This is a genomic window from Microbispora amethystogenes (genome assembly GCF_016863015.1).
In the GTDB taxonomy this organism is placed as follows: Bacteria; Actinomycetota; Actinomycetes; order Streptosporangiales; family Streptosporangiaceae; genus Microbispora; species Microbispora amethystogenes.
Window position 1 is genome coordinate 198,452 of the sequence record NZ_BOOB01000014.1, and the last position, 26,344, is coordinate 224,795.

Genomic DNA, 26,344 nt, shown 5'->3' on the forward strand with positions numbered 1-26,344 from the left:
GTCCCTCCCGCCGGTCACTTCATCCACGGCGGCAGCCGGAAGGTACCGGTCTTGTACTTCTCCGGAGCGATCAGGACCTTCTTCTCGTCCTGGAACTGGAAGGACTGCAGCGGGACGAAGTCATCGCCCTGCTTCGCCAGGTGGGTGGCGGGGTCGAAGGCGATCCGGCCGTTGGCCTGCTCGGTGTCGCTCGCGCCGATCGCGGCGCCGACCGCCTTGGCGTCGTCGGGGTCGCCGACCTTCGCGAGCGCCTCGGCGTAGATCATGATCTCGGAGTAGGTGAGCACGCCCTGCGGGTCGACCTCCTCGGTGCCGTACGACGCCTTCCAGTCCTTCTTGAGCTGCTCGGACGGCGCGTAGTTCGGCGAGGGCACGAGCCCGGCCAGGTTGTTGAAGAGCACGCCGTCGGCCTGCTGCTTGGTCAGCTCGAAGAACTGGGGCTGGTTGGGGCCGTACTGCAGGAAGACCAGCGACTTGGTGGGATTCTGCAGGAACTGCCGCATGAAGCCGGCCTCGTTGGCGACCTGGTAGTCGGTGTTGACGATGAAGTCGGGGTCCGCTGAGCGGATCTTGCCGATCACCGTGCCCCAGTCGTTGACCGCGCCGAAGGGCACCTTCTCCTGCCCGGCGATCTTCCAGCCCTTGCTCTCGAAGGTCTTGACCAGGCCGTCGGCGATGCTCTCGCTGTAGGGGTTGTCGGAGCGGACCAGGAACACGGTCTTGGAGCGCGGCTTCCACAGGCCCTGATCGGCCCAGGACTCGGCCAGGGTCACCGGTTCGACGCCGTAGGCGTCGTAGTTGGGGGTGACCGACCAGACGGTGGGGTACTTGGCGGGGTCCTTCTCGATGATGGTCTGGGTCTGGGCGGTGTTGCCGCCGATCAGGTAGATCTTCTCGGCCGCGGCGAACTCGTCGATCTCGAAGTTGGAGGTGGAGGCGTACCCCGTGACGACGGCCTTGACCGACTCGTCGTCCACCAGGGTCTGCACGCCCTTGGTGACCGCGTCGTTCGACTGGCCCTGGACGTCGACGCTCTTGAGCTTGAAGGTGTACCCCGCGACGCCGCCGCGCTCGTTGAGCTGCTTGATCGCCAGTTCGGCGCCCTGCTGCATGCCCTTGCCGTCGGAGGCGGAGCCGCCGGTCAGGGGGGCCAGCAGGCCGATCTGGATCTCCCCGCCGCCGGCTTTCCCCGTGGACTCGCCCTCGGACGCCGGGGCGGTGGAGGAACAGGCGGTCATCGTGGCGAGGGCGCCCGCGGTCAGCAGTGCTGCCGCGGCCCGGACGGGTGGGATGCGAAGGAAGGAAGGACGGGCCACGGGGAACCTCTCTGCGTGATCAGGGCTGAGTTGATCGGAAGCCGGCCGGACGGAGGAGGGGCCGGACCGCGTACGGGACGACTACTTGTCTGTTTTGCACCGTTCCGTCACTTCGGGCAATTGAAATGTATGTTGCATCTATGGTTGAAGGCTATGTTTGTAAAAAATCTGTTACTCCTCTGGCATGGACCGGTAGGTCTGTGACCTCCTGCGACGGGTCTCAGCTCGGCGGCAGGGGAGTGCCGGCCAGGAATCCGCCGTCCACGTCCAGGACGCTCCCCGTGATGAAGGAGGAGCCGGGATCGGCCAGGAACAGGCAGGCTCGCGCGACCTCCGCGGGGGTGCCCATGCGGTGCACCGGTTGCCCGGCGACGAGCGTCGCGATGTACTCCGGGGCGAGCGCCGCGGTCGCCGGTACCTCGATCAGGCCGGGCGCGACGGCGTTGACCGTGGTGCCCGACGGCGCCAGCTCCAGCGCGAGGACCTTCACCAGCATCTCCAGGCCGGCCTTCGAGGCGCAGTAGTGCGCGGCCCCCACGCGCGCCGACCTGGCCGCTCCGGAGGAGATCGCGATGATCCTGCGCCCGGCCCCCGTGGCACCCGGCGTTCGGGCGAACTCGCGCGCCGCGAGCATCACGCCGCGGACGTTCACCGCGAACACCTCGTCCCACTCGGCCGGATCCATCTCCGGCAGGGGAGTGTTCGGGTAGACGCCGGCGCAGGCGACGAGGGTGTCCAGACCGCCGTGCCGGGCCGCCGCCTCCGCGGTCGCGGCCGCCACCGACGCCGGGTCGCGCACGTCCATCCGCACCCAGCTCACACCGGACAGCCCGGCGGCCGTCTCCGCCGCCCGGGCCTCGTCGACGTCGGCGATGACGACCTTCGAGCCCGCTTCCCGGAAGGCCGCGGCGACGCCTCTGCCGATGCCCTGGGCGCCGCCCGTGACCAGCGTCACGGTGCTGGCCGGCTCTCCGCCGGGCGGTGCCGTGCTGTTGGCCATGAAACGCCTCCCTGCCTGAGACGGCGCCGTCGCCACCCGCGTGACCTGGGCTTATTCCGTCAGGCCTGGCAGGCTACACGCAGAATAAATTTCATTTCAATCCCTTGACTCAACTTCTGAACCATATGTTTCACTAGGTCGGCCGGGACGCGACGGCCGGCCCGGCATGGAGAGGAGAGCCGATGACGACCGGGACCGCTTTCGTGGCGACCTGCGACCTCGCGGCCCAGGTGCGAGGCCGGGCGATCCCGGTGGCACGGCTGGCGCGGACGTTGGCGACGGGGGTGGGCTGGGTGCCCGCCGACCTGGCGTTGACCTGTTTCGGCCACCTCGCCGACGACAACCCGTTCGGCTCGACCGGCGACCTGCGCCTGCTGCCGGACCCGGCCGCCGGCGTGGACATCCCCGCCGACGGTGACGTGCCCGGCATGCGCCTGCACCTGGCCAACCAGACAGGCATGGACGGCGCCCCCTGGCCGGGCTGCCCCCGCGGGTTCCTCACCGCCGCCCTGCGGGACCTGCGCGAGAGCACAGGCCTCGAGATCCGCGCGGCCTTCGAGCACGAGTTCATGCTCGACGGGCCCGACGACGAGGCGCCGTTCTCCTTCCAGCGGCTGCGCGCGGCCGAGCCGTTCGGCACCGACCTGGTCGCCCTGCTGGAGAGCGCCGGCCTGGAGCCGGAATGCTGGCTGCCGGAGTACGGCCCCGGCCAGTTCGAGATCACCTTGCGCCCGGCCTCCGCCCTGGTCGCCGCCGACCGCGCCGTCGTGCTGCGCGAACTGGTCCGCGACCTGGCGCGGCGGCGCGGACGTCACGCCACCTTCGTCCCGATGGCCGACCCCGGCGGCGTCGGCAACGGCGTCCACGTGCACTTCTCGCTGTGCGACCAGGACGGCACCCCGGTGATGTACGACGCCGCCGCCCCCGGCCGCCTCTCCGCCGTCGCCGCGAAGTTCGCGGCCGGCGTCCTGCGCCACGCCGCCGCGCTCGTGGCGGTCACCGCGCCCAACCCCGTGTCCTACCTGCGCCTCACCCCGCACCGGTGGAGCGCGGGCGGGGTGTTCCTGGCCGAGCGCAACCGCGAGGCGCTGCTGCGGATCACGCCCACGGTCGAGATCGGCGGAGCCCGCCCGGCCCCGCAGCTTCACCTGGAGTATCGTGCCGCCGACGCCACGGCCAACCCCTGGCTGGTGCTCGGCGTCCTGGTCCGCGCCGGGCTGGCCGGGCTGGCCGAGGACGAGCCCGCCCGAGTCTGGCCGGAAAGCGCCACGGAGGCCGACCTCGCCGGCGAGCCCGCGCTGCCGGCCTCGCTGACGCGGGCGCTGGCCGCGCTTGAGAAGGACGAGGTGGCCCGGGGCTGGTTCCCGCCCGAGCTTCTCGAGGCCTTCCTGGCCGTGCGGCGCGCGGAACTGGCCGAGGTCGCCGAGCTTTCCCCCGCCGAACTCTGCCGTAAGGTCGCCGATGTCTACTGAGCCCCGCCTGGAGGACGTGGTCGCCGCGCTGCCGCTGGTCGACCACCACGTGCACGGCGCCTCCGCCGCCGACCTCGACCGGCCCGCCTTCGAGACGCTGGTCACCGAGTCCGACCGGCTGATTCCGCCGTTCATGACGCAGTTCGACTCCCAGATCGGCTTCGCGATCCGCCGCTGGTGCGCCCCCGTACTCGGGCTGAGCGCGCACGCCTCGCCCGAGGACTACCTCGCCCGCCGCGCCGAGCTGGGCGCGGCCGAGGTCAACCGGCGGCTGCTGCGGGGCAGCGGCATCGGCCGCTTCCTGGTCGAGACCGGCTACCGCGGGGAGGACGTGCTGGGCGTCGCGGGCATGGCCGAGGCGTCGGACCGCCCGGCCGCCGAGATCGTGCGGATCGAGCGCGTGCTCGAAGAGGTCGCCGCCACGGGGGTGAGCGCCGCCGAACTGCCCGGTCGGTTCCGTGAGGAACTGGCCGCCCGCTGCGCGGGCGCGGTGGGGTTGAAGAGCATCGTCGCCTACCGGTACGGCTTCGCCTTCGACCCCGAGCCGCCCTCGGAGCGCGAGGTCGTGGACGCCGCCGGACGCTGGCTCGCCACCGCACCCGAGAACGGCCCGCGGGTGGAGGACCCCGTACTGCTGCGCTTCGGTCTGTGGACCGGCGTGGCCCAGGGGCTGCCGCTGCAGCTGCACGCCGGCTACGGCGACCCGGACGTCGAGCTGCATCTGTGCGACCCGTTGCTGCTGACCCGCTGGCTGAAGCTGGTCGAGCCGCACGGCGTGGACGTGCTCCTGCTGCACTGCTACCCCTACCACCGCAACGCGGGCTACCTCGCCCAGGTGTTCCCGCACGTCTACTTCGACGTCGGGCTCGCGGTGAACTACACCGGCAGCCGCTCCGGCGCCGTGATAGCCGAGTCGCTGGAGCTCGCCCCCTTCGCCAAGATCCTCTTCTCCTCCGACGCGTGGGGGCCGGCCGAGCTGCACTACCTGGGCGCGCACCTGTTCCGCCGTGGCCTGTGCGAGGCGTTGCGGAGCTGGGTGGACGCCGGGCAGTGGACCGAGCCGGACGCGATCAGGGTCGCCACCATGATCGGTGCCACGAACGCGTCGCGCGTCTACGGGCTGGAGACCGCAGAGTGACCGGTCCGACGCCCTGCCCCGCTGTGATGCCGGACCGGGACGAGCCGCTGGCCGCTCGTCTGGAGCGCGCCCTGAGAGGAGAGACGGCCGCGGCCGTGGAGCTGCGCCACCGCCTGCACGCCGCGCCCGACCTCTCCGGAGCCGAAGGGCCGACCCGTGACCTGGTCCTGGCCGAACTTCCCGGTCACCCGGTCGATCTGGTGGCCGGCACCGGAGCGCTGGTGCGCGTCGGCGGTCCCGGCCCGGCCGTCGGCGTACGCGCCGAGCTGGACGCGCTGGCCGTGACCGAGCGGACCGGCGCCTCCTGGGCCTCCACCCGCTCGGGCCGCATGCACGCCTGCGGTCACGATGTCCACCTCGCCGCGCTGGTCGCGCTGTGCCGGGCCGTCGCCGTGACCCCCGGCGCGCCACCGCTGGTCGCGGTGCTGCAACCGCGGGAGGAGACCTATCCCTCCGGCGCCCTCGACATCGCCGGGTCGCCGCTCCTGCGCGAGCACGAGATGACCTCGATCATCGGGGCGCACGTCCAGCCCACTCTTCCGCAGGGGGAGGTGGCGGCGACCCCCGGCACCGTCAACGCCGCGGCGGACGAGTTCGTCGTCACCGTCACGGGCCGCGGCGGCCATGCCGCCTACCCACACCTGACCAGGGATCCGGTGCTCGCCCTCGCGCACGTCATCGTCGGGCTGCAGCACATCGTCAGCCGGAACGTCGACCCGGTCAGCTCCGCCGTGCTCGGTGTCTCGACGCTGCGCGCGGGCAGCGCCTCCAACGTCGTGCCGGACCAGGCTGTGGCGGGCGGCACCCTGCGCGCCATGAACGAGCCCACCCGCGAGCAGGTGCACACCCACCTGGCCGACGTGGCCGACCTGCTCGCCCGCGCGCATGGCTGCACCGCCGAGGTGACCATCACCCGCGGGGAGCCGGTCCTGCACAACGATCCCGCGCTCGCCGCGCGGGCAGGCGCCGAGCTGGCCGATCTGGGCCTGACCCCGTCGCGCCCCATGGTCTCCTACGGCGCCGACGACTTCTCCTACCTCTCCACCACGCTGCCCGGACTGATGATGTTCGTCGGTGTGGCCACGGGGGAGGAGGTCCGCCTGCACGCGCCCGACTTCCTGCCTGCCGACCAGGCCGTCACCGACGTGGCACTCGCCATGCTGGCCGGTTATCTCGCCGCCACCGGGCGCGGCTAACCGGTGCAGTGGTTCTCGGCGATGGCCGTGTTCGCGGCGGTGCTGCCGAGGGACGCCGCCGTGGTCCAGTCGGCGCAGGCGGCGCGGGTGTCGCCCAGGCGGGATTCGGCGACGCCGCGCTGGTGATAGGCGTCGGCGTATCCGGGGAACAGCCCGATCGCCGTGTTCAGATCGGACACCGCCCCCTGGGGGTTGCCCAGCTCGGTCCCGGCGACGCCCCGGAGATAGTACGCCTCCGCCAGTTGCGGGTCGTACTGAACGGCAGTGGAGAGGTCCGCGTACGCCCCCTGGTAGTCGCGCAGGGCGATCCTGGTCTTGCCGCGCTCGTTGTAGCCGGCGGCGAAGGTCGGCAGCCGCGACACGACGTTGTCGAGTTCGGTGAGGGCCCCCGAATAGTCGCCGTTGTGATACTTCGTCATGCCCAGGTAGTGGTGCGCGAGCATGAAGTCCGGGTCGAGTGCGACGGTGCGCTCGAAGTCCGCGGTGGCGCCGCCGTACCGGCCGTCGCGGAACCTGGCGATGCCCCGGGCGTTGTACGTGAACGCCACGCCGGGTTCCTTGGCGATGGCGTCGCTCATGATGGTCTCCGTGTCCCGCCAGGCGGTGTTCCGGATCACCGTCAGCGTGGCGAAGAACGCGACGAAAGCCGCCATCGCCCCGATCGCGGCGACCCGCAGCCAGCGGTGACGGTGCCGGATCGCCTGCTCCGCGAAACAGGCCGCGATCAGGAACAGGCCGAGATAGGGCAGGTACACGTACCTGTTGGCGTGGTAGCCGTCGATGAGGAGCACCGCTTGGGCCGGGGCGACGCCCACCAGGAAGAACCCGAGCCCGAACACCACGACCCTGCGGGTTCGCCTGACGAGCAGGAGAACGGCGGCTCCGGCAGCGAGGGCGAGCGGGACGAGGAAGTAGGCCCAGGGCAGCGGTGCGTGGGGGTACTCGTAGGCGAGGGACAGGCGCAGCGGATAGACCGCCTGCACCAGGTGGTTGCCCACCGCCGAGCAGGCCAGGAGGAACCGATCGAGGATCGTGTACCCCTGCGGCGGGACCACGTCCTCACGCACGTTCAGCGCGACGAGAACCGCGGCCGCGGAGACGGCGAGGAAGGGAATCTTCTCCAGCAGCAGGCGCCGGGACAGCGGGCGGCCCCGGAAGAAGTCCACGAGGAACAACATGAGGGGCAGCACGACCGCGGTCGACTTGGAGAGCACGGCCAGCCCGAAAAGGAGCATCGACCAGACCAGCGGCGGCCACCGCTCCGACTCCAGACGACGCAGGTACGCCAGCAGCGCGGCCAGCGAGAAGAGCGTGGCCAGGAGGTTGCTGCGGGTGGAGATCCACGCGACCGTGTCCACGTTCACGGGATGGATCGCGAACGCCGCCGCCACGAAGGCGGCCGGGAAGAGGCGTCCGATCAGCCGGCGGGTCAGCAGGAACACCAGGACCACGTTGACCAGGTGCAGCACCACGTTGGTGAAGTGGTACGCGCCCGCCGCGCCCTGCCCGAACAGGTAGTCCACCGCGTACGACACGTACACCAGCGGTGTGTACATGAACTGGAGCGGAGTCGTGAACCAGTGGCCGATGTTGGCCGCGCTGAACTCCCGGATGGAGATGTTGTCGATCACGCCCTCGGGATCGTCGAAATAGACGAAGCCGTTGCCGATGCCGTTGGCGTGCACGGCGAAGGCCACCGCGACGATCGCGAAGAGGATCTGCCGTCGCAGGGTGCGATCCTGCGCCTCGTCCGAGGCCCCGCGCGCGACCGCGGCGCGAGCGTTTCGGCGGGTGGCCGGCCGGGCGGCCGGGCGGGCGGGGGTCATCGCACCTCTCCAGCGGGCAACGGGCGCCGGACCCGCCCGGACGGCGGACCCGGTGACATATCAGGTAAGGGCCGGGAGCGGAGGCCACCCGGGCTCCACCCCTTGGTGCGCGGTTCTCCCACCATCACGCGACTTCCTGAGGTCTGTCAGCGTTCAGAACGGCGGGGGCCGCTCTGAGGCGCCTCCCTCTCCGGATGGCTGCCGGTGGTGGTGCAGCGGAGCAAATAGGACGCGATGGGATGCGTCAAGAAATCGGCCGTTCCCGGTGCGGAGCGCCCGGCCGCGACGATCGCCTGACCAGGGAGGTTCGGGACTCTCCTTGAGCGTCCTGCTGAAACGTTCACCTGCGGTGTCTTTACCGGTTCTGTGGTCTGATCGCCCGGCGCCGTCCGGCGAACCGATTCGTGATCGAGGCGATGGAATTTTCAGGCCGGGCGCCGGCAGGCCTGTCCGAGGGCGGCGCGAACTCCGACGTCAGCGGTGCCCGCGGGCGCCGGAAGCGGCTTTCGTACGGATTTGGACTGGCGCACGGCCTGCGGACCTTGACATCATCTCCGATCATGAGCGCGTCCGCGCTCGCCCGTACGGCCCCCGGTGCGGCAGGACCCCCGGCGCGCCCTCGGCCGCGCGGAGCACGACCGGTCCGGCGGCAGACTCCGCCGGAGGCGGAAGGACGTACGGCCACCGCGCACGCACGGCGGTGCCGGCAGGTGCGAGTGGAGGGGCGGCACGTGACGGCTTCTGTCCAGGAGACCGGCCGCGACCCGGAGCACGGGGAGCGGGCCGGGACGGACCCGGAGGAGCGCGCGCCGGAGGCGGAGGAGCCAGGGCGCGGCGACGAGGGTCCTCCGCCTGAGGACGCCTCCGCCGAGGCGGCGGAGCGGAAGGCCACGGTCCGCGACGCGCTGCTGCTGTGGGTCGGCACCAGGGCCGGGATCATCCTGATGGCGGTCTACGGCGTCCTGGCCGTCTCCGGCACCAACCGGGCCCCGCTGCTGGAGCGGTGGCACTACTGGGACGTCGACCTGTTCCGGGAGATCGCGGAGTTCGGCTACGACGGCGACCCGAGCCAGGACCCCGATCCCGGGCTGCCGGCCTTCTTCCCCGGCCTGCCGCTGGCGCTGCGCCTGGTCCACCTGGTGGTCCAGGACTGGACCCTGGCCGGGCTGATCATCTCGTTCGTGGCCGGCGCGGTGGCGATGGTGGCGCTGGCCAAGCTCGCCGACCTGGAGAGGCCCGTCGGCGCCGGGCGCTGGGCGGTGCTGGCTCTGCTGCTGTGCCCGCCCGCCGTCTTCCTGTTCGCCGGTTACTCTGAGGCGCTCTTCCTCGCCTTCGCGCTGCCCGCCTGGCTGGCCGTACGGCACCGCAACTGGCCGCTGGCCTGCGCTTTAGCGGCCGGGGCGTCGTGCGTACGGGTGACCGGCCTGTTCCTGGCCGCGGCGCTGGTGACGGAGTTCGTCGTCAGCAGGATCCGCAGGGACGGCTGGACCGGCTGGCGGGACGCGCCCTGGCTGCTGCTGCCGTTCGCGCCGATCGTCGCCTACTCCGCCTACCAGCACTCCCGTACGGGTGACTGGCTGGCCTGGAACCACGCCCAGGAGGCCGGTTGGGGTCGCCGGATGGTCTGGCCCTGGGAGTCGTTCCGCTCGACCTGGGACATGACCGGCGACGCCACGTTCGGGCCGATGTTCCGCCTGGAACTCGCGGTGGCGATCGTGGGGCTTCTCCTGCTCGTCTGGCTCCTGGTCACCCGCCGCTGGGCCGAGTTCGTCTACGTCGGGCTCCAGGTGGCGGTGCTGACCACGTCGACGTTCTACATGTCGATGCCCCGGGGAGCGCTGCTGTGGTGGCCGCTGTGGGTGCTCATCGGCCGCGTGGCCGTCCGGCGCCGATGGGTGATCATCCTCTACGCCACGGTGATAGGACCGCTCACGGTGCCGATGGTGATCTCCTTCATGAACAGCTCCTGGACCGGCTAAGGGGCTTATGGGCACGGCCTAGAGTGGGAGGATGCTGATCCACCCGTGGGACGCGGCGTCGGAGGAGGAGGCGCTGGCCTTCGTCCGGGCGAGCGAGTTCGGCCACCTCGTCGCGTCGGGACGCGGTCGCGATGTGCCGGTCGTCGTGCCGACCCAGTTCCTCCTCGCCGACTCTTCGACGGTCCTGCTCCATCTGGCCCGGCCCAACCCCGTCTGGGCCGCGATCGAGGAGAACCCCGCGGTCCTGCTGTCCCTGGCCGGAGACTGGGCGTACGTCAGGGGCGCGTGGAAGGCGCTGCCGGGCACCGGCGAGGACCCCCGGCTCGGCATCCCGACCACCTACTACGCCGCCGTGCAGCTGGTCTGCCACGGTGAGATCGTGGACGACGCGGAGGGCAAGGCGGAGATCCTCCGCGCCCAGCTCGCCCGGCTCGACCACGGGCTCGCCGACCCCGCCGAGCACCGCAGGTCCCTGCCCGGGATCCGGGGCCTGCGGCTCTCGATCCAGAAGATCGACGGCAAGTTCAAGTACGGCGGGAACGCGGACGAGGCCCACCGCCGGTACGTCGCCGAACGGCTCGCCGAGCGCGGCGGCCCCGGGGACGAGGCCGCCCGCGCTCATCTGCTCCGCCGGCTGGGCTGACCGGCCGCGAATCGGCGGTCAGAGCGCGGCGACGATCTCCTCGACGCGCTGCCGGGCGTCGCCGAAGAGCATCCGGGTGTTGTCGCGGAAGAACAGGGGGTTCTGCACGCCCGCGTAGCCGGTGGCCATCGACCGTTTGAAGACGACGACCCGGTCGGCCTCCCACACGCGCAGGACGGGCATGCCGGCGATGGGGCTGCCGGGGTCCTCCACGGCCGCCGGGTTGACGGTGTCGTTGGCCCCGATGACCAGGACGACCGACGTCCCGGCGAAGTCGTCGTTGATCTCGTCCATCTCCAGCACCACGTCGTACGGCACCTTCGCCTCGGCGAGCAGGACGTTCATGTGGCCCGGCAGGCGGCCGGCGACGGGATGGATGCCGAAGCGGACCTCCACCCCGCGGTCGCGGAGCCTGCGGGTGAGCTCGGCCACGGGATACTGCGCCTGGGCGACCGCCATGCCGTACCCGGGAGCGATGATCACGGACTTGGCGTCCTTGAGCAGTTCGGCGGTGTCGCCGGCCGTGATCTCCTGGTGCTCGCCGTAGTCGGTGTCGACGGCGTGTCCCGCCTCGACGCCGAAGCCCCCGGCGATCACCGACAGGAACGAGCGGTTCATCGCCTGGCACATGATGTACGACAGGTAGGCACCGGACGAGCCCACCAGGGCGCCGGTGACGATCAGCAGGTTGTTGTCGAGCAGGAAGCCGGACGCCGCGGCCGCCCAGCCGGAGTAGCTGTTGAGCATGGAGACCACGACGGGCATGTCGCCGCCGCCGATGGAGGCGACGAGGTGCCAGCCGAGCGACAGCGCCACCACGGTCAGCGCGACGAGCAGCCCGAGGCTGGGGGAGGCAACGAAGAGCACGGTCAGGACCGCGAACGCGGCGAGCGCGCCCAGGTTCAGGTGGTTCTTGCCGGGCAGCGTCATCGGCCGGGCGTCGATGCGGGCCGACAGTTTGAGGAACGCGACGACCGACCCGGTGAAGGTCAGCGCCCCGATGAACACCCCGACGGACACCTCGGCGTGATGGATGCCCAGCAGCGAGCCGGCGGCCTCCGGTCGCGCCGCGCCGCCCTCCTCGACCTGGAGGAAGCCGTTCCACCCCACCAGTACGGCGGCGAGGCCGACGAAGCTGTGCAGGATGGCGATCAGCTCCGGCATGGCGGTCATCTCGACGACCCGGGCCCGCCAGAGCCCGACGGCGGCGCCGATCGCCATCGCGGCCACGAGCAGGGCGACCGCGAGGGTGTCACCGCCGTCCGCGGCGAGGGCGACCGTCGCGGCGAGGGCGACGACCATGCCGGCGACGCCGGACACGACACCGGAGCGCGCGGTCTCGTGCCTGGACAGGCCCGCGAGGCTGAGGATGAACAGCAGGGCCGCGACGATGTAGGCGGCCTGCGCGGCGGTGGTGAGAGTCACGGTCAGCTCCTCGTGAACATGCCGAGCATGCGCCGGGTCACGGCGAAGCCGCCGAAGATGTTGATGCTCGCCAGCAGGATCGCGACGAACGCCAGGGCGGTGACCACCCCGCCCCCCTGTCCGATCTGCAGCAGCGCGCCGACGACGATGATCCCGGAGACGGCGTTGGTGATCGACATCAGCGGCGTGTGCAGCGCGTGGTGGACGTTCCCGATGACGTAGTAGCCGATCACGATCGACAGGACGAAGACGGTCAGGTGCTCGATCAGCGCGTTCGGCGAGAAGGCGGTCAGCAGGAACAACGCGACGGCGACGGCGGCGACGAGCAGATGCCGTCGCCGGCCCGGCGGGGGTGACGGCGTCGCCACGGGCGCCGGAGGCGCCGCGGCGGGTGCGGCGGGGGCCGCGCTGACCGCGATCGGCGGGGGCGGCCAGGTCTTCTCGCCGTCGCGGACGACGGTCATCGCCCGCTGCACGGGGTCGTCGAAGTCCAGCCTCAGGTGGCCGTCCTGGTCCGGCGTGAGCAGTTTCATCAGGTTGACGAGGTTGGTGCCGTACAGCTGCGAGGCCTGCGCGGGGAGCCGCCCGGCGAGGTCGGTGTATCCGATGATCGTCACGCCGTTGCCGGTGACGACCACCTCCCCGGCCCGGGTGCCGGCGACGTTCCCGCCCTGCGCGGCGGCCATGTCGACGATGACGCTGCCCGGGCGCATCAGCGCCACGTGCTCGGCCGTGAGCAGCGTGGGGGCCGGACGCCCGGGGATGAGCGCCGTGGTGACGACGATGTCCACGTCCGCGGCCTGCTCGGCGTACATCTCGGCGGCGCGCAGGTCGTAGTCCTGCGAGGTCTCCCTGGCGTACCCGTCCGCGCCCGACCGCTGGGCGACCCCGACGTCGAGGAACTCCGCGCCGAGCGACCGCACCTGTTCGGCCACCTCGGGCCGGGGGTCGGTGGCCCGCACGATCGCCCCCAGGCTGACGGCCGTGGCCGTCGCCGCCAGCCCGGCCACGCCCGCCCCCGCCACGAGGACCTTCGCCGGCGGGATCTTCCCGGCCGCGGTCACCTGGCCGGTGAAGAACCGCCCGAACGCGTGCGCCGCCTCGATCACCGCGCGATATCCGGCGATGTTCGCCATCGAGCTCAGCACGTCGAGCGACTGCGCGCGGGAGATGCGGGGCACGGCGTCCATCGCCAGCACGGTCACCGGCCGCCGCGCGAGCGAATCCAGCAGGCCCGGGTTCGCCGCCGGGCCGATCAGGGAGACGAGCGTCGCGCCGTCGGGCAGCGCCGCGATCTCCTCCTCCGCCGGAGCGTTCACCTTCAGCACCACGTCGGCGCCCCACGTCTCCGCCCGGCCGCCGATCCGCGCGCCCGCCCCGGCGTACGCGTCGTCGGTGAAGCCCGACCTCTCGCCGGCGCCCGATTCGACGATCACGTCGTAGCCGAGTGAGAGCAGTTGCGGGATCGTGGCCGGGGTGGCCGCCACCCGGGTCTCACCCGGCGCCGATTCGGCGACGACGCCCAGGCGCTGAGCTGGATGACTCATCGCGGCAATGGTCCTTCCTGTCAGGCGGGTCGCCGGGTGGCCGGCCCCGCTGCCGCACCGCCCGCCGCTCGCTTGTGGGTCGCGGTGGTCTGGCACGGCGGCCTGCCACGCGCCGCCGTAGGGCGGCGGTGAAAGGGGTGGATGCGATTTGACGTGAGTAACGTGGAGATTGTCCCGACTTTCCCGCGCAGGGATCAAGGGATACCCGCCGGTGGTTGCCCACACGGCATGACTCCTCACCTCTCCCGCTTCCCCGGGCGCTGCGATTTCATCCACGACGCCGGCCTGTCAGGCGAAAACCCGAGTTCGTCGGTGGCACATGCGGGGCGGCGCACCGGCCGAGGGAGTCCACCTGAACGCGGCACACTTCGTACGGGCCGGTCGACTTCGCCTTTGACCTCCTCCGCCCCCTTGTTCGCCGCGAACACCACCACCGCGAAGCACCCGCCAAGGAGCAGCAGGAGAAGCGCCGACAACGGCCAGGATCAGACCCACATCGGACTTCCTCGGTGGCGGGTGCGGCGGGTAGCCCGTGGCACAACGCTCGCAACCCGGGGTCACGCCCGTAGCCGGCGTCGGCCACCAGGTACGCGAACGGGGTCTGCGCATCCACCTCCTGCTGAAGCATCTCGATCACCAGGTGCGGCTTGGTGGCGAACGCGACGTCCTGGGGCACTCCGGACGCCGCCCGCCGCGGCCCGTCATGCGCCCAGGACTCCGGCAGGTAAAACCGGCGGTTGATGAACGCGTGCCCGGCCGCCGAGGCCTAGGTGAGCATCGGCATGACCTGGCAGTTGCCCGCCTTGTCCGACCATTTCGTCACCCTGCTCCTCCGGCGCGTCCGACCCCGTCAGCGGCGCAGCAGCCGTACCAGGCGGAAGCCCGCCAGGACGCCGACTCCGAGGTGGGCCGTGACGAGGGTGATCTGGAAGACCCGCTGACCCGCGGTGAGGTCGGCGGCGTAGCCGCCGTCGTAGAAGCCGGACATGAAGGCGAGCACTCCGGCGACGGCCAGGAGGGCCGAGGCGGGGACGGCGACGCCGCGATGACGCCGGGTCGCGCCGGTGACCAGCAGGACCTGCGCGATCATCATCGGAATCGGCGCCGACAGCCGCGCCTGCGGCCCGAGGGCGTCGAGCAGGGTCGGGCTGAGGCCGGCGGACAGGGAGATCACCGCGCCGGTGACATCCATGGCGAGCAGCAGGCCCACACCGGCGACGAGCGCGGACGCTAGCGGGCGAGCGGCGGGTGTGGTGGCGGGTGCGGACATGTCGTCTCCTCGAAGAACGCAGTGGGTGCTTACGAATTCGAGGGTCCGGCGGAGGACGTCCGGCCGGCATGAGCCGCCGGTCCCCCGCGGGACGGGACATCTCGTCCCGTGACGGCGGGACGCGCGGGTGGCAACATCCCCCTCATGACGGACAGATCGGCCCGGCGCGCCGCCGTGGCGGCGGGCGCGCTACTCGTCCTGGTCCTCGGGACGCTGGTCGTCGAGCCCAGGCTGCGGCAACTGGGCGTGACGGGGATCGTCGAACGGTTCGACGCCTTCCGCGCGGTCGCGGCGCTGTCGTTCGGCGTGCCCGGCCTGTTCGTGGTGGCGCAGCGGCCGGGGAGCCGGGTCGGCTGGGTGATGGTGATCGTCGGCACGGCCCAGGCGCTCGGGCTCGCCCTCGGCGCGTACGGCCTGCTCGGCATCAACAGCGGCCTCGACGACGATGCGGCCGGCAGCGGCATGGGCCTGCCGGGGGACGACTGGGCGATGTGGGTGTCCAACTGGCTGTGGATCCCCGCCTACCTGCTGGTCCCGACGATCTTCTTGCTGATCTTCCCGGAAGGCCGGCTCCTCTCGCCCCGATGGTGGCCCGCGCAGGCCGCGGCGTTCGCCGGCATAGGGGTGAGCACGCTCGACTGGATGCTCCGCCCGGTGACCTACGAGCAGGTCCCCGGGCTCTTCCCCAGCGGATACGCGGGCCCGCTGGCCGGACTCACCGGGGTGCCGGACGCCCTGAGGACCGCGGGTACGGTGTGCACGGTCGGTGCGGTGCTCGCCGCGGTCGGCTCGCTCGTCGTCCGTTACCGATCCGCGGGCGAGGAGGTGCGACGGCGGCTCCAATGGGTACTGGCCGCCGCGCTGCTGACGGTGGGCCTGCTCGGTGTCGCCCTGTTCGTGCCGTGGGGGCCGGTCATCGTGGCGCTCGCCGCCGTCCCGCTGCCGGTGGCGGTGTCGGTGGCCGTCGTCGCGCACCGCCTCTGGGACCTCGACCTCCTGCTGTCGCGCGCGCTCGCGTTCGGCGCCGTCAGCGTCGCCCTGCTGGCCGCGTACGCCATGGCCGCGGCCACACTCGGGAACGCGATCGGCTCCGGGGCGTCCGCTCTGATCGTGGCGCTCGCGGTGCACCCTCTCTATCTGCGGGTGTCCGCCGCCGCGAACCGCCTCGTGTACGGCGACCGCGACGACCCGGCGCGTGCGCTGCGCCGGCTCGGTGTGCGGCTCTCGGACGCGGGTGCGCCCGGCGACCTTCTGGAGCGGATGGCCGCGGAGGTCGGGCGGGTCCTGCGCATACACTACGTGGCCGTCGAGGAATCGGGGGCGGTCGTGGCCTCCTGGGGCCGCCCGAGCGGCGTCGGCGCCGATGTGACGGAGAGCGTCCCGCTCCTCCACCAGGGCGAGCCGGTCGGCACGCTCGTGCTGGGGGAGCGGCTGCGCCCCAAGGACCGTGCTCTGCTGGCGCAGCTCGCGCCGCACGTCGCGGTGGCCGTACGGGCGCACCGCCTCGGCGCGGACCTGGAGCGTTCGCATGGGCGGCTGCTGGCGGCCCGGCAGGAGGAGCGCGACCGGCTGCTCTACGAACTCCACGACGGGCTCGGTCCCACGCTGGCGGCCCTCGCGCTGCAGGTGGACCGGGGCAGGCGTCTGGTCGACGCCGACCCTGAGGGGGCGAAACAGGTGCTGGAGGAGCTGTCCGGCCGCATCCGCGGCACGGTCGTGAACGTCCGCGCGATCGTCAACGACCTGCGCCCGCCGCCCCTGGACGCTCTGGGGCTCACGGGCGCGCTGGCCGAGCTCGGCAGGGGCTTCGCGGGTGATCTCGTGGTCGAGGTGGACGCTCCGCCCGACCTGCCCGCCCTTCCGCCGCCGGTCGAGTTGGCCGCCTACCGGATCGCGGCCGAGGCCATGACGAACGCCGTACGGCACGCCATGGCGTCCCGGTGCACGGTCAGCCTGCGGGCGGGCGACGCGCCGGACGTCCTGGAGCTGCGGGTCGACGACGACGGCGTCGGGGTGGGGTCGCCCACCCGCCGCGGGTTCGGCCTCGCCTCCATGCGGCGCCGGTCCGAGGAGCTCGACGGCACCTTCGAACTGCTCGACCAGGGCGGGGTGGGCACACACATGGTCGTACGGCTCCCGCTGGCGGTCCGATGATCCGCGTCATGGTGGTGGAGGACCACCCGGTGTTCGCCGAAGGGCTGGTCGCGCTCTTCCGCGATCTGCCCGAGGTGGAGGTCGCGGGGGTGGCGAGCACCGGTGAGGCGGCCGTCGAACTGGTGGACCAGGTCGCTCCCGACGTCGTCCTGATGGATCTGCACCTGCCGGGCATCAGCGGCATCGAGGCGACGTCCCGGATCACGGCCCGGCATCCCGGCGTGGCCGTGCTGGCCCTGACCATGCTGTCCGACGACGCGTCGATCCTCGCCGCCGTACGGGCCGGCGCCCGCGGCTACCTGCTCAAAGAGGCGACGCCCGCGGACATCGTGCGCTCGCTGGAGGCGGTGGCCTCGGGTCAGGTCGTGTTCGGCGCGGCGACCGGAAGCCGGGTGCTGGCCGCTCTCACCGCGTCGGCCGTACGGCCCCGGCCGCTGCCCGAGCTGACGGAACGCGAGGTGGAGGTGCTCGACCTCGTCGCCGTGGGTCTCACCAACCACGCCGTCGCGCGGCGCCTGTCTCTGAGCGAGAAGACCGTGCGCAACCACGTGTCGAACATCTTCGCCAAGCTCGGCGTCTCCGATCGCGCCGCGGCGGTGGCGCGCGCCAGGGACGCCGGACTCGGCGGCCGGTAGGAGCGGGCCTCATCGGCTGCGGGCCGGTGCCGGGCCATCAGGATTGATCGTCGATGGGGCGCGATCGGCCTCGGGAGCCGAGGCCTTGAGGCTCGCAAACGGGCGAAGACCTGCCCATCTCTCGGATTTGTTCGGATTGTCCGTGCGTGAAGTGAGGGTGTGCTGATCCACCCCTGGGACGCCGCCGCGGACGAGGAGGCGCTGGCCTTCGTCCGTGCCAACGAGTTCGGCCACCTCGTCGCGTCCGGATGCGGCCGCGATATGCCGGTGATCGTGCCGACGCAGTTCCTCCTCGCCGAGGAGTCCACGATCCTGCTGACCTCGCCCGGCCGAACCCTGATCTGGTCGGCGATCGAGGAGAGCCCCGCCGTGGTTATGGCCGTGGCCGGCGACTGGGCATACATCGAGGGGGCGTGGAAGGCGCTGCCCGGCACCGACGAGGATCCCCGGCTCGAATCCCCACGACGTACTACACGGCCGTCCATCTGGTCTGTCACGCGGAGATCGTCGATGACCGCGACGGGAAGCTCGGCATCCTGCGCGCCCAGCTCGCCCGCCTGGAGGTGGCGCACGGCAGGTCGAACGCCGAAATCGCCGAGCGTCTCCACATGAGCGTCGCCACCGTGAAGGCGAACATCACGAGGATCTTCGCCAAGCCCGACGCAGACAACCGGGTCCAGGTGGCGATGAAGGTGCGCGACGCCGGTCTCCTGTGCGCGCGCCCCCCGAACGCGCCACGTCCGCATGTGTGCCGGAGGTCCCGGACGCTGGGGAGTCGCAGAGAAGCGCGGCCCGCCGACGGCGCCGATCTACCTGCGGGCCCCGTGGCCGAGGGGATAATCACCGGCGAAGCGCCGCGAAGCCTGTCACTGTGGATGATATGGATCTCACCGACGCCGAGAACCTGGCTCGGGCGCTGAGCGGCCTTCTCCAGGAAGCCCGCCGGAGCATCGACGAGGGCCGGGAGCCTCCCGAGCTCGTGGCGCGGGTCACCGGGCACCTCGGGTGCGACCTGCGGCACGTCGTGAACGTCGCCGAGAGCTTCCCCAGCTGGGAACACGTCAACCTGCAGCGCGGCACGGACGCGTACCTCGCGGCGTACAGCCCCGGCGCCGAGTGGGTCGGCGTCACCGGCCCGGGGCGTGAGCACACCGAGCTCGTCGACATGCTCGCCGCCGCCGCCCGCGGCTGGGAGCGGTTCGAGCCGGGTGCGGTCGACTACGCGACGGCGGCGACCGGGCCCGACCGGACCACGGAGGTCGTCTCGCTCGGCCTGGTCCTGACCCGGTCTCCGGAGGGCGTCCCGGTCGTGCTGAGCCTGCGGGGTCCCCATGAGCACGCGGGGCCGCAGTGCCGGCTCGTCGTGCTCGCCCCCGACCGGACGAGCGCGACCGCCACCCGCGACGAGGTCGAACGTCTCATGCGCGCCGAAGACGTCTACCGGGGGCAGGTCCTGTCGTTCCAGTGGAGCGAGCACCGGGGCAACGACCTCGTCACCTTTCTGCCCCGGCCGGACCTCGACGCCGAGCAGGTGATCCTGCCCGAAGGCGTGCTCGGCACGATCGAACGGCACATCGTCGGCATCGCCGAGCAGGCCGACCGGCTGCGCGCGCACGGGCAGCACCTCAAGCGCGGCCTGCTGCTGCACGGCCCGCCCGGCACCGGCAAGACGCACACGGTCCGCTACCAGAAGCCTCGGCCGGCTCTGTCTCGAAGTCGGCGCAGACGTCCCGCTTGATCTGTTCCATGCGCTTTATGCGTTCCGGTTGGGCGCCGGTGAGTACCTGATGCCGGAACGTGTCGCGACAACCAGATGAGCGTGCAGGACGAAGACGCGGAGAGCCTGCCCGTTCTGATGTCTCCCTGTAATCGGCCATGTGCCATCGGTAAAATCGTGGTGTGCGGCTCCGGTACAACTTCCGCCTCTACCCGACGCCGGGTCAGCGTCAAGCGCTGGCTCGGGCGTTCGGGTGTGCTCGGGTGGTGTTCAACGACGGGCTGCGCGCACGGATCGACGCCCACGACGCGGGGCTGCCGTACATCCGCGACGGCGAGTTGTCCAAACGGGTCATCACCGAGGCGAAGAAGACCCCGGGACGTTCCTGGCTGGGCGAGGTCTCCGCCGTGGTCCTGCAGCAGGCGCTGGCCGACCTGAACATCGCGTACCGGAACTTCTTCGCCTCGGTCACCGGTAGGCGCAAGGGGCCGAACCTGGCCCCGCCCCGGTTCCGGTCCCGCAAAGACAACCGGCAGGCGATCCGCTTCACCCACAACGCCCGCTTCGCCATCACGGCAGGCGGGAAGCTGCGCCTGCCGAAGATCGGAGACGTTGCGGTGCGCTGGTCACGGGACCTGCCCACCGAACCGTCCTCGGTCACGGTGGTCAAGGACGCGGCCGACAGGTACTTCGCCTCGTTCGTCGTCGACGTCGCCGAACAGCCCCTACCACCCGTCGAGCACGAGACCGGGATCGACCTCGGACTGGGGCACTTCGCCGTCTTGTCGAACGGGCGGAAGATCGACGCCCCGCGTTTCCTGCGCCGGGCCGAGAGGAAACTCCACAAGCTCCAGCAGGCGTTGTCGCGCACGCAGAAGGGGTCGAGCAACCGGGCCAAAGCCCGGCAGAAGATTGCCCGCCAGCATGCGAAGGTCGCCGATGCGCGCCGCGAGTTCCACCACCAGGAATCCACAACGATCGTTCGTGAGAATCAAACGGTGATCGTGGAAGATCTGGCCGTGAAGGGACTGGCGCGCACGAGGCTGGCCAAGAGCGTGCACGACGCGGGCTGGTCGGCGTTTGTCGGCATGCTGGAGTACAAGGCCGGCCTGTACGGGCGGGTCTTCCACCGGATCGACCGGTGGTTCCCCAGTTCGAAGCTGTGCTCCGCGTGCGGGACCGTCACCGGCACGATGCCGCTTTCCGTCCGGGAGTGGATCTGCCCCTGCGGGGCGGTCCACGATCGGGACATCAACGCCGCGCGTAACATCCTGGCCGCCGGACGGGCGGACAGGTTAAACGCCTGTCGAGGGCCGGTAAGACCACCGCTCGCGGTGGCACAGCCCGATGAAGCAGGAAGCCACAGAGGCGCCGCATGACGCGGCACGGGCTGAATCCCCGGCCTTCAGGCCGGGGAGCGCGTCAACTGATGGGCCGGATGACTGCACCGTCATCGTGATGACGGGCGCCGCGATCCGTTTCGTCGCGCAGGCGGCCGGTCTCGCCCGGAGACTGCAACCGGCGATCGTCGTGCTGGAGGACGTGGACCTGGTGGCCCGCGACCGCTCCTTCACCGAGGACGGCAACCCGCTGCTCTTCGCCCTGCTGGACGCCATGGACGGCGTGGGGGCGGACGCGGACATCACGTTCGTGCTCACCACGAACCGCGCGGACGTGCTGGAGCGGGCGCTGGCCGACCGTCCGGGCAGGGTGGACCTCGCCGTGGAGATTCCCCGGCCCGACGCGGCCGGCCGGGCCGCCCTGTTGCGCCTGTACGCCCGTGACCTTCGGTTGGAGGCCGACCTGGAACCGGTCGTCGCGAGGACCGAGGACGCCACCGCGTCGTTCTTCAAGGAACTGCTGCGCCGGGCCGTGCTGTCGGCGCTGCGCGGCGGGGACGGGACACCGGTGCTCACGGACGAGCACGTCGGGCGGGCGCTGGAGGAGATGCTGGGCGAGCGCGAGGCGCTGACCAGGTCGTTGATCGGCGCGGGGAAGCGGAGCCCGGACGAGGACGAGGAGGCGGTGGAGTTTCCGTCGATCACCGGTGGAGGCCCGGTGCCCGGTGCCTACGTTTCGAGGCTCCACCTCGGTTTCGACGGGCCCTGACAGCGGCGCGCACGCGACGCCGCCCGCACGCCATGCCGCCCGCGCTCCGGGCCGGCCCCAGCCGGCCGACCCGGGCCGTGTCCGACCGCTGCCCGCCCCGGCGGACGACGTGGGCCGTCCGGGCGGTCGCGGAAGGCCGGCGGTCAGGTCACCTCCTTGCGGAGCACGCGGACCAGACCGGCGGCCATCGGGACGACGATCCACAGGGTGGCCGACGCCGCGAGCCGGGCCCCGTCGCTCCAGGTCGGGTCGCCGGTCATCAGGGGTGCGGACGTGGCGCCGAGGTCGAGCCATCCGGCGAGGGCCGCGCCGGCCGGGCCGAGCCGGGCGGCCGCGCTCCACAGCATCGGAGCCGACAGGCAGATCACGATCGCGCTCGGCGCGTTCAGGAGCAGGGCGCCGAGGGCGAGGCCCATCGCGGTCACCAGGACGTTCGTCCCCGTCCAGCCGAGCAGCGCGGCGGGATCGACCTCCCAGGTGGCGGGCACGTTCCGGACGCCCGCCGCGACGGCCGTCACCGGCACCGCGACCAGCATGGCCAGCAGCGAGAGCGCCACCGTCGCGACCAGAGGCGGCACGCACTTGGCCGCGAGGACGCGATGACGCCGTGGTTCGAGCACGAAGGTGGTCAACGCGGTGCGGTGCGTCCACTCGCCGGTCATCGTGAGGATGCCGAGCACCGGGAGCAGGGTGCCGAGGGCGATCCCGGCGGTGAAGATCAGCCTCTGCGGTTCCGGGCCGGCCACGGTGGCGCGTGCGGCGACGGACGCGACCACCAGCGCGACCAGGAGCACCGCGATGATCTTTCCGCTGCGGGTGTCGGCGAGCTTGCGGGTCTCGACCCGTAGCAGCCGGCGAAAGGGGATGGGCGCGTCCTCGGTCGTCGTGCCGTGCTCCGCGACCGCGTCGCGCGGGTCTTCGGGGCGGTGTGTGCGGGTGGTCATTGTGCGGTCCTCCGTATAACCGGGGTCACTTGGGGGGCGCCGTGCGGGCGGTGGTCGCGGTCAGTTCGAGGAAGGTCCGTTCGAGGCCGCCGTCCCGGCCGAGTTCGGCGGCCGTGCCCTGGGCGAGCACGCGGCCCTGGCCGATCACGACGATGTGGTCCGCCACCTGCTCCACCTCGTGCAGCAGGTGTGAGCTGAGCAGCACCGCGCACCCGGCGCCGGCGAGGTCGCGCAGCAGGTGGCGCATCCAGTGGATGCCCTGCGGATCGAGACCGTTCACGGGCTCGTCCAGGACGAGCGCCTCCGGACGGCCGAGGAGCGCGTGCGCGATCCCGAGCCGCTGCCGCATCCCGAGTGAGTAAGCGCCGACCCGGCGCCTGCTCTCCCGCTCGGTCAGCCCCACCAGGCCGAGCACCTCGCCGACCCGTGCGCGCGGCAGCCCGAGGGTGAGCGCGCCGAGCGTCAGCACCTCCCGGCCGGTGCGGCCCGGGTGCCCGGCCCCGGCGTCGAGCAGCGTGCCGACCCGCAGCCCCGGACAGGCCATCTCGGCGTACGGGCGGCCGAGGACGGTCGCCGTGCCCGAGGAGGGACGGGCGAGCCCGGCCAGGATGCGCAGGGCCGTCGACTTCCCGGCGCCGTTGGGGCCGAGGAAGCCGGTGACGCTCCCCGGCTCGACGGTGAAGGACACGTCGTCGAGCGCCTTCACCGTGCCGTAGTCCTTGCTGACGTGCCTGAACTCGATCACGGAACCAGTTCATCGCGGGCCGGGAGGCCGCCGCATCAGACCCGGGGCCGCCGGCGCCGGACTCGGGGCGGCACTTCGGCCCCGGCGATCGATACCTTCGGCTGCCCACAGGTCGACCCAGGTCGCTAAGAGCAGGTCAGCGCGGTCTCTAGGCTGTGGGGCTGTGCGTGTCCGACCGGAGTACCAGCCGCCCCTGGACAGGTGGGGCGTCGCGCTGCGCTACCTGTGCGCCGCGGTGCCCATGCTGTTCCACGGGGTGGTGCTGGCCTGGCTCGTCGCGCAGGACGGGAGCCGCCTCGCCCAGGTGCTGATCGATGTGGGGCTGGGCGTCCTCGGCCTGGTCCTGATGGGGTGGCGGCGCAGGTGGCCGTGGCAGGTCGCGGTGGCGACGGTCCTGCTGACCGCCGTCTCCGCCACGGCGACCGGTCCCGCGCTGGTCGCGTACGTGTCGCTGGTGACCCACCGCCGGTGGAGCCGGACGATCCCCGTCGCGGTCGTGTCGGTGCTGTGCCTGCTGGCCGGCGCCGTCCAGGACGGGATCACCCAGGCCACGTACGTCTCGACGGTGTCGGGGGCGACGATCCTCGGCGCGCTCACGGTCTTCGGCCTCTATCTGCGCGGACGCCGCGACCTGGAGCTTTCGCTGCGGGAGCGGGCGCTGGCCGCCGAGCGCGAGCAGCGGCAGCGGATCGAGCGGGCGCGGCTGGCGGAGCGCGTCAAGATCGCACAGGAGATGCACGACGTGCTCGCGCACCGGATCTCCCTGCTGGCGATGCTGGCCGGGGGGCTGGCGTACCGGACGGACCTCACCCCCGAGCAGACGCGCGAGGCCGCGCTGGCCATCCAGGAGAACGCGCACCAGTCGCTCAACGAGTTGCGCACGGTGCTGGGCACGCTCCGTGACGACGGCGCGCTGGAGGCGCCGCAGCCGGGCCTGGATCACCTGGACGCGCTGTTCGGCGAGGTCCGCGCCGCCGGGCAGCGGGTGGAGGTGGACGACAGCGTCGACGGCCGGGAACGGCTTCCCGCGCCGACGGGCCGGCACGCGTACCGGATCGTGCAGGAGGCCCTCACCAACGCGCGCAAGCACGCGCCGGGCAGCCTGGTCACCGCGGAGCTCGGCGGCCAGCCGGGGGAGGGCCTGCGGATCCGCGTGACGAACCCGGCCAGGCCCGGCTCGTCGCCCGGGCCCGGCGGCAGGCTGGGTCTGGTGGGCCTGGCGGAACGGACCCGGATGGCCGGCGGAACCCTCAGCCACACGATTCGGGATGGCTGTTTCATCCTTGATGTCCGATTGCCATGGGAGACTGCGGATCGTGACCCGACTGGTGCTGGTGGATGACGACCCGATGGTCCGGACCGGCCTGCGCCTCATCCTCGGCGGAGAACCCGACCTGGACATCGTCGGCGAGGCGGAGGACGGGCGGCGGGCCATGGAGGTGATCCGCGACCTGCGCCCTGATGTTGTGCTGCTGGACATCCGGATGCCAGGCCAGGACGGGCTGACCACCACGGAGATGCTGCGCGCCTGGCCGGAGCCGCCGCGGATCCTCGTGCTCACCACGTTCGACGCCGACGAGATGGTGCTGCGGGCGCTGCGGCTCGGCGCGGACGGTTTCCTGCTGAAGGACACCCCGCCACCCCGGATGATCGAGGCCGTCCGCGCCGTCGCGAAGGGCGAGCCCGTGCTGTCCCCGAGCGTCGCCAGGCAGGTGATCGCCGCGGCCACCGCCGGACGGGAACCGGCCCGTCCGCAGGAGAGCACGGAACTCGGCGGGCTCACCGAGCGGGAGCTGGAGGTCGCGGTCGAGATCGCGCGGGGCCGCTCCAACACCGAGATCGCCGAGCGCCTCTACATGAGCGTCGCCACCGTGAAGGCGAACATCACCAGGATCTTCGCCAAGCTCGGCGCCGGCAACCGCGTGCAGGTCGCGATGAAGGTGCGCGACGCGGGCCTCCTGGGGGACACCAAGGATTGAGAGTTCCGACCGGCCGGCGAAGAACGCCGTCGGAGACGCCTCACCAGGGAGTTCAAGGATACCGTCACGATCATGGACATCAATGACTTAGCCCGGCCGCTCGACGGCGCGGCCGTCTCGGCGTTCCTCCGGTCGCTGCCGGCGCGGCCCCTGCTGCTCGGCCTGGGCGAGGCCAGGCACGGAGTGGAGGCGTTGCTCGAACTGCGCAACGAGATCTTCCGGCATCTGGTCGAGCACGAGGGCTACCGGTCGTTCGCGATCGAGAGCGACTGTCTCATGGGCCTGGTGGTGGACGGCTACGTCGCGACGGGCGCGGGCAGCCTCGACGACGTCATGGAGCGCGGCTTCAGCCACGGCTTCGGCGCCTACCCGGCCAACCGCGAGCTCGTCCGCTGGATGCGCGCGTACAACGAGGAGCACGACGAGAAGCTCCGGTTCTTCGGCGTCGACGCCCCGCTGGAGATCAGCGGCGCGGCGAGCCCGCGCGAGGCGCTCACCGGCCTGTACGGCTGTCTCGCCGGGCGGCTGGACCCCTCGTCGCTCCCCTGCACCCCCGGGACCCTGGACGAGCTTCTCGGCCCGGACGACCGGTGGTCGAACCCCGCCGCCGCCATGGATCCGTCCCAGTCGATCGGCCGGTCCGCCGAGGCCCAGCGGTTGCGACTGATCGCCGACGACCTGGTGGCGTTCCTCGACGCGCACGCGCCGCAGCTCGCCGGGACGGACGAGGACCTGGCGGCGCTGTACGGACGCACCGCCACCGGCCTGCTGCGCTACCACCACTGGATCGCCGACACGTCGCCGGCCCGGCTCACCTGGCTGATGAGCCTGCGCGACCAGATGATGGCCGAGAACCTGCGGGCCGTCGCCGGGCACGGCCCGGCCCTGGTCTTCGCGCACAACCGTCACCTGCAGCGGGACAAGAGCTTCCTGCTGCTGGGCGACGCGCCGGTGGAGTGGTGGAGCGCGGGGGCCGTCGCGGGCGTGGGCCTGGGCGACCGGTACGCCTTCCTGGCCTCGGCCTTCGGCACGGTCGGCGGCGACACCCCGGCCCCGGACACCGTCGAGGGCCTGCTGTCGGAGGCTCCGCCGGGCCGCTCCCTCGTCGACGCCCGCCGTCTGGCCGGAACCCTCCTCGAGCCCCGCCCGCGCGTCTCGCGGGACTTCGCCTACTTCCCCCTCGACCCCGCCCAGCTCCACCTGATCGACGGCATCGTCTTCCTCAAGGAGGCCGGCCGCCTGGACTGAC

At 71.9% G+C, this 26,344-nt stretch carries 23 protein-coding genes and 1 pseudogene; 15 read left to right on the plus strand and 9 right to left on the minus strand.

Annotated features, from left to right (window positions below; all coding sequences use genetic code 11):
• Positions 1 to 14: 14 nt before the first annotated feature.
• On the minus strand, positions 15 to 1,316 hold the full coding sequence (locus Mam01_RS10535) for an ABC transporter substrate-binding protein (RefSeq protein ID WP_204285176.1): 1,302 nt from the start codon (positions 1,314 to 1,316) through the stop codon (positions 15 to 17).
• 220 nt (positions 1,317 to 1,536) lie between these two features.
• Positions 1,537 to 2,316 (minus strand): SDR family NAD(P)-dependent oxidoreductase, encoded by a 780-nt coding sequence (locus Mam01_RS10540; RefSeq protein ID WP_204285177.1) that lies wholly within the window; start codon positions 2,314 to 2,316, stop codon positions 1,537 to 1,539.
• A 182-nt stretch (positions 2,317 to 2,498) separates the two neighbouring features.
• On the opposite strand from Mam01_RS10540, the gene Mam01_RS10545 reads away from it, so the two are divergent.
• Genes Mam01_RS10545 through Mam01_RS10555 form a run of 3 tightly spaced genes read left to right on the plus strand, consistent with a single transcriptional unit; the run spans position 2,499 to position 6,122 of the window.
• Positions 2,499 to 3,788, plus strand: a complete 1,290-nt coding sequence (locus Mam01_RS10545) for a glutamine synthetase family protein (protein WP_204285178.1) — start codon at positions 2,499 to 2,501, stop codon at positions 3,786 to 3,788.
• The gene (locus tag Mam01_RS10550) at positions 3,778 to 4,926 is read left to right on the plus strand and encodes an amidohydrolase family protein (protein WP_204285179.1); all 1,149 of its coding nucleotides are present in this window, start codon (positions 3,778 to 3,780) and stop codon (positions 4,924 to 4,926) included. Before Mam01_RS10545 ends, Mam01_RS10550 begins: the two co-directional genes overlap by 11 nt.
• Complete coding sequence (locus tag Mam01_RS10555) at positions 4,923 to 6,122, plus strand: M20 metallopeptidase family protein (protein WP_225311225.1); 1,200 nt, start codon at positions 4,923 to 4,925, stop codon at positions 6,120 to 6,122. Before Mam01_RS10550 ends, Mam01_RS10555 begins: the two co-directional genes overlap by 4 nt.
• Here the strand turns inward: Mam01_RS10555 and Mam01_RS10560 are convergent.
• Positions 6,119 to 7,948 (minus strand): glycosyltransferase family 39 protein, encoded by a 1,830-nt coding sequence (locus Mam01_RS10560; RefSeq protein WP_204285180.1) that lies wholly within the window; start codon positions 7,946 to 7,948, stop codon positions 6,119 to 6,121. The two genes, Mam01_RS10555 and Mam01_RS10560, sit on opposite strands and share 4 nt — an antisense overlap.
• A gap of 731 nt (positions 7,949 to 8,679) precedes the next feature.
• Here Mam01_RS10560 and Mam01_RS10565 point away from each other — a divergent pair.
• Both Mam01_RS10565 and Mam01_RS10570 read left to right on the plus strand, forming a co-directional pair.
• A complete protein-coding gene (locus Mam01_RS10565; RefSeq protein WP_239101194.1) occupies positions 8,680 to 9,927 on the plus strand; it encodes a putative hexosyltransferase in 1,248 nt (415 codons plus the stop codon).
• Positions 9,928 to 9,958: 31 nt separating this feature from the next.
• Positions 9,959 to 10,570 carry an FMN-binding negative transcriptional regulator gene (locus Mam01_RS10570; RefSeq protein ID WP_204285181.1) on the plus strand — a complete coding sequence of 204 codons (612 nt, stop codon included), beginning with the start codon at positions 9,959 to 9,961 and terminating at the stop codon, positions 10,568 to 10,570.
• Between the two features lie 18 nt (positions 10,571 to 10,588).
• On the opposite strand, the gene pntB is transcribed toward Mam01_RS10570, so the two are convergent.
• The 4 genes and pseudogenes from pntB to Mam01_RS10590 all read right to left on the minus strand — a co-directional run bounded on the left by pntB (position 10,589) and on the right by Mam01_RS10590 (position 14,812).
• Positions 10,589 to 11,995, minus strand: coding sequence for a Re/Si-specific NAD(P)(+) transhydrogenase subunit beta (pntB, locus tag Mam01_RS10575; RefSeq protein ID WP_204285182.1), 1,407 nt, complete (start codon positions 11,993 to 11,995; stop codon positions 10,589 to 10,591).
• Between the two features lie 2 nt (positions 11,996 to 11,997).
• Positions 11,998 to 13,542, minus strand: a complete 1,545-nt coding sequence (locus tag Mam01_RS10580; RefSeq protein WP_204285183.1) for a Re/Si-specific NAD(P)(+) transhydrogenase subunit alpha — start codon at positions 13,540 to 13,542, stop codon at positions 11,998 to 12,000.
• Between the two features lie 532 nt (positions 13,543 to 14,074).
• A pseudogene (locus tag Mam01_RS37855) lies at positions 14,075 to 14,338 on the minus strand (transposase); the annotation flags it as partial.
• Positions 14,339 to 14,392: 54 nt separating this feature from the next.
• Complete coding sequence (locus Mam01_RS10590; protein WP_204285184.1) at positions 14,393 to 14,812, minus strand: hypothetical protein; 420 nt, start codon at positions 14,810 to 14,812, stop codon at positions 14,393 to 14,395.
• A gap of 144 nt (positions 14,813 to 14,956) precedes the next feature.
• On the opposite strand from Mam01_RS10590, the gene Mam01_RS10595 reads away from it, so the two are divergent.
• From Mam01_RS10595 to Mam01_RS10620, 7 genes are all read left to right on the plus strand, one after another.
• Complete coding sequence (locus tag Mam01_RS10595) at positions 14,957 to 16,966, plus strand: GAF domain-containing sensor histidine kinase (RefSeq protein WP_204285185.1); 2,010 nt, start codon at positions 14,957 to 14,959, stop codon at positions 16,964 to 16,966.
• Between the two features lie 8 nt (positions 16,967 to 16,974).
• Positions 16,975 to 17,601, plus strand: a complete 627-nt coding sequence (locus Mam01_RS10600; protein WP_239101195.1) for a response regulator — start codon at positions 16,975 to 16,977, stop codon at positions 17,599 to 17,601.
• Between the two features lie 159 nt (positions 17,602 to 17,760).
• Positions 17,761 to 18,213, plus strand: a complete 453-nt coding sequence (locus Mam01_RS36520; protein ID WP_239101196.1) for a hypothetical protein — start codon at positions 17,761 to 17,763, stop codon at positions 18,211 to 18,213.
• On the plus strand, positions 18,165 to 18,521 hold the full coding sequence (locus Mam01_RS36525; RefSeq protein ID WP_239101197.1) for a response regulator transcription factor: 357 nt from the start codon (positions 18,165 to 18,167) through the stop codon (positions 18,519 to 18,521). Before Mam01_RS36520 ends, Mam01_RS36525 begins: the two co-directional genes overlap by 49 nt.
• Positions 18,482 to 19,339 (plus strand): ATP-binding protein, encoded by an 858-nt coding sequence (locus Mam01_RS10610; RefSeq protein WP_204285188.1) that lies wholly within the window; start codon positions 18,482 to 18,484, stop codon positions 19,337 to 19,339. The genes Mam01_RS36525 and Mam01_RS10610 overlap by 40 nt, the downstream gene beginning before the upstream one ends.
• 161 nt (positions 19,340 to 19,500) lie before the next feature.
• Positions 19,501 to 20,697 carry an RNA-guided endonuclease InsQ/TnpB family protein gene (locus Mam01_RS10615; RefSeq protein WP_204285189.1) on the plus strand — a complete coding sequence of 399 codons (1,197 nt, stop codon included), beginning with the start codon at positions 19,501 to 19,503 and terminating at the stop codon, positions 20,695 to 20,697.
• Between the two features lie 79 nt (positions 20,698 to 20,776).
• The gene (locus Mam01_RS10620) at positions 20,777 to 21,427 is read left to right on the plus strand and encodes an AAA family ATPase (protein ID WP_204285190.1); all 651 of its coding nucleotides are present in this window, start codon (positions 20,777 to 20,779) and stop codon (positions 21,425 to 21,427) included.
• Between the two features lie 143 nt (positions 21,428 to 21,570).
• Here Mam01_RS10620 and Mam01_RS10625 read toward each other — a convergent pair whose 3' ends face one another.
• On the minus strand, positions 21,571 to 22,371 hold the full coding sequence (locus Mam01_RS10625; RefSeq protein ID WP_204285191.1) for an ABC transporter permease: 801 nt from the start codon (positions 22,369 to 22,371) through the stop codon (positions 21,571 to 21,573).
• 25 nt (positions 22,372 to 22,396) lie between these two features.
• Positions 22,397 to 23,116, minus strand: a complete 720-nt coding sequence (locus Mam01_RS10630; RefSeq protein WP_204285192.1) for an ABC transporter ATP-binding protein — start codon at positions 23,114 to 23,116, stop codon at positions 22,397 to 22,399.
• Positions 23,117 to 23,279: 163 nt separating this feature from the next.
• Here Mam01_RS10630 and Mam01_RS10635 point away from each other — a divergent pair, with 163 nt between their 5' ends.
• From Mam01_RS10635 to Mam01_RS10645, 3 genes are all read left to right on the plus strand, one after another.
• A complete protein-coding gene (locus tag Mam01_RS10635; protein ID WP_204285193.1) occupies positions 23,280 to 24,458 on the plus strand; it encodes a sensor histidine kinase in 1,179 nt (392 codons plus the stop codon).
• Positions 24,433 to 25,095 carry a response regulator gene (locus Mam01_RS10640; protein WP_239101198.1) on the plus strand — a complete coding sequence of 221 codons (663 nt, stop codon included), beginning with the start codon at positions 24,433 to 24,435 and terminating at the stop codon, positions 25,093 to 25,095. The genes Mam01_RS10635 and Mam01_RS10640 overlap by 26 nt, the downstream gene beginning before the upstream one ends.
• 72 nt (positions 25,096 to 25,167) lie before the next feature.
• A complete protein-coding gene (locus Mam01_RS10645; RefSeq protein ID WP_204285195.1) occupies positions 25,168 to 26,343 on the plus strand; it encodes an erythromycin esterase family protein in 1,176 nt (391 codons plus the stop codon).
• The last annotated feature ends 1 nt before the right edge of the window (position 26,344 follow it).

Bases quoted from the DNA above. Each gene is read 5' to 3' on its own strand.
- Mam01_RS10540 (WP_204285177.1), bottom strand. From the start codon at position 2,316: ATGGCCAACAGCACGGCACCGCCCGGCGGAGAGCCGGCCAGCACCGTG.
- Mam01_RS10545 (WP_204285178.1), top strand. From the start codon at position 2,499: ATGACGACCGGGACCGCTTTCGTGGCGACCTGCGACCTCGCGGCCCAG.
- Mam01_RS10550 (WP_204285179.1), top strand. From the start codon at position 3,778: ATGTCTACTGAGCCCCGCCTGGAGGACGTGGTCGCCGCGCTGCCGCTG.
- Mam01_RS10560 (WP_204285180.1), bottom strand. From the start codon at position 7,948: ATGACCCCCGCCCGCCCGGCCGCCCGGCCGGCCACCCGCCGAAACGCT.
- Mam01_RS10570 (WP_204285181.1), top strand. From the start codon at position 9,959: ATGCTGATCCACCCGTGGGACGCGGCGTCGGAGGAGGAGGCGCTGGCC.
- Mam01_RS10580 (WP_204285183.1), bottom strand. From the start codon at position 13,542: ATGAGTCATCCAGCTCAGCGCCTGGGCGTCGTCGCCGAATCGGCGCCG.
- Mam01_RS10590 (WP_204285184.1), bottom strand. From the start codon at position 14,812: ATGTCCGCACCCGCCACCACACCCGCCGCTCGCCCGCTAGCGTCCGCG.
- Mam01_RS10595 (WP_204285185.1), top strand. From the start codon at position 14,957: ATGACGGACAGATCGGCCCGGCGCGCCGCCGTGGCGGCGGGCGCGCTA.
- Mam01_RS10600 (WP_239101195.1), top strand. From the start codon at position 16,975: ATGGTGGTGGAGGACCACCCGGTGTTCGCCGAAGGGCTGGTCGCGCTC.
- Mam01_RS10610 (WP_204285188.1), top strand. From the start codon at position 18,482: ATGGATCTCACCGACGCCGAGAACCTGGCTCGGGCGCTGAGCGGCCTT.
- Mam01_RS10620 (WP_204285190.1), top strand. From the start codon at position 20,777: ATGACGGGCGCCGCGATCCGTTTCGTCGCGCAGGCGGCCGGTCTCGCC.
- Mam01_RS10625 (WP_204285191.1), bottom strand. From the start codon at position 22,371: ATGACCACCCGCACACACCGCCCCGAAGACCCGCGCGACGCGGTCGCG.
- Mam01_RS10645 (WP_204285195.1), top strand. From the start codon at position 25,168: ATGGACATCAATGACTTAGCCCGGCCGCTCGACGGCGCGGCCGTCTCG.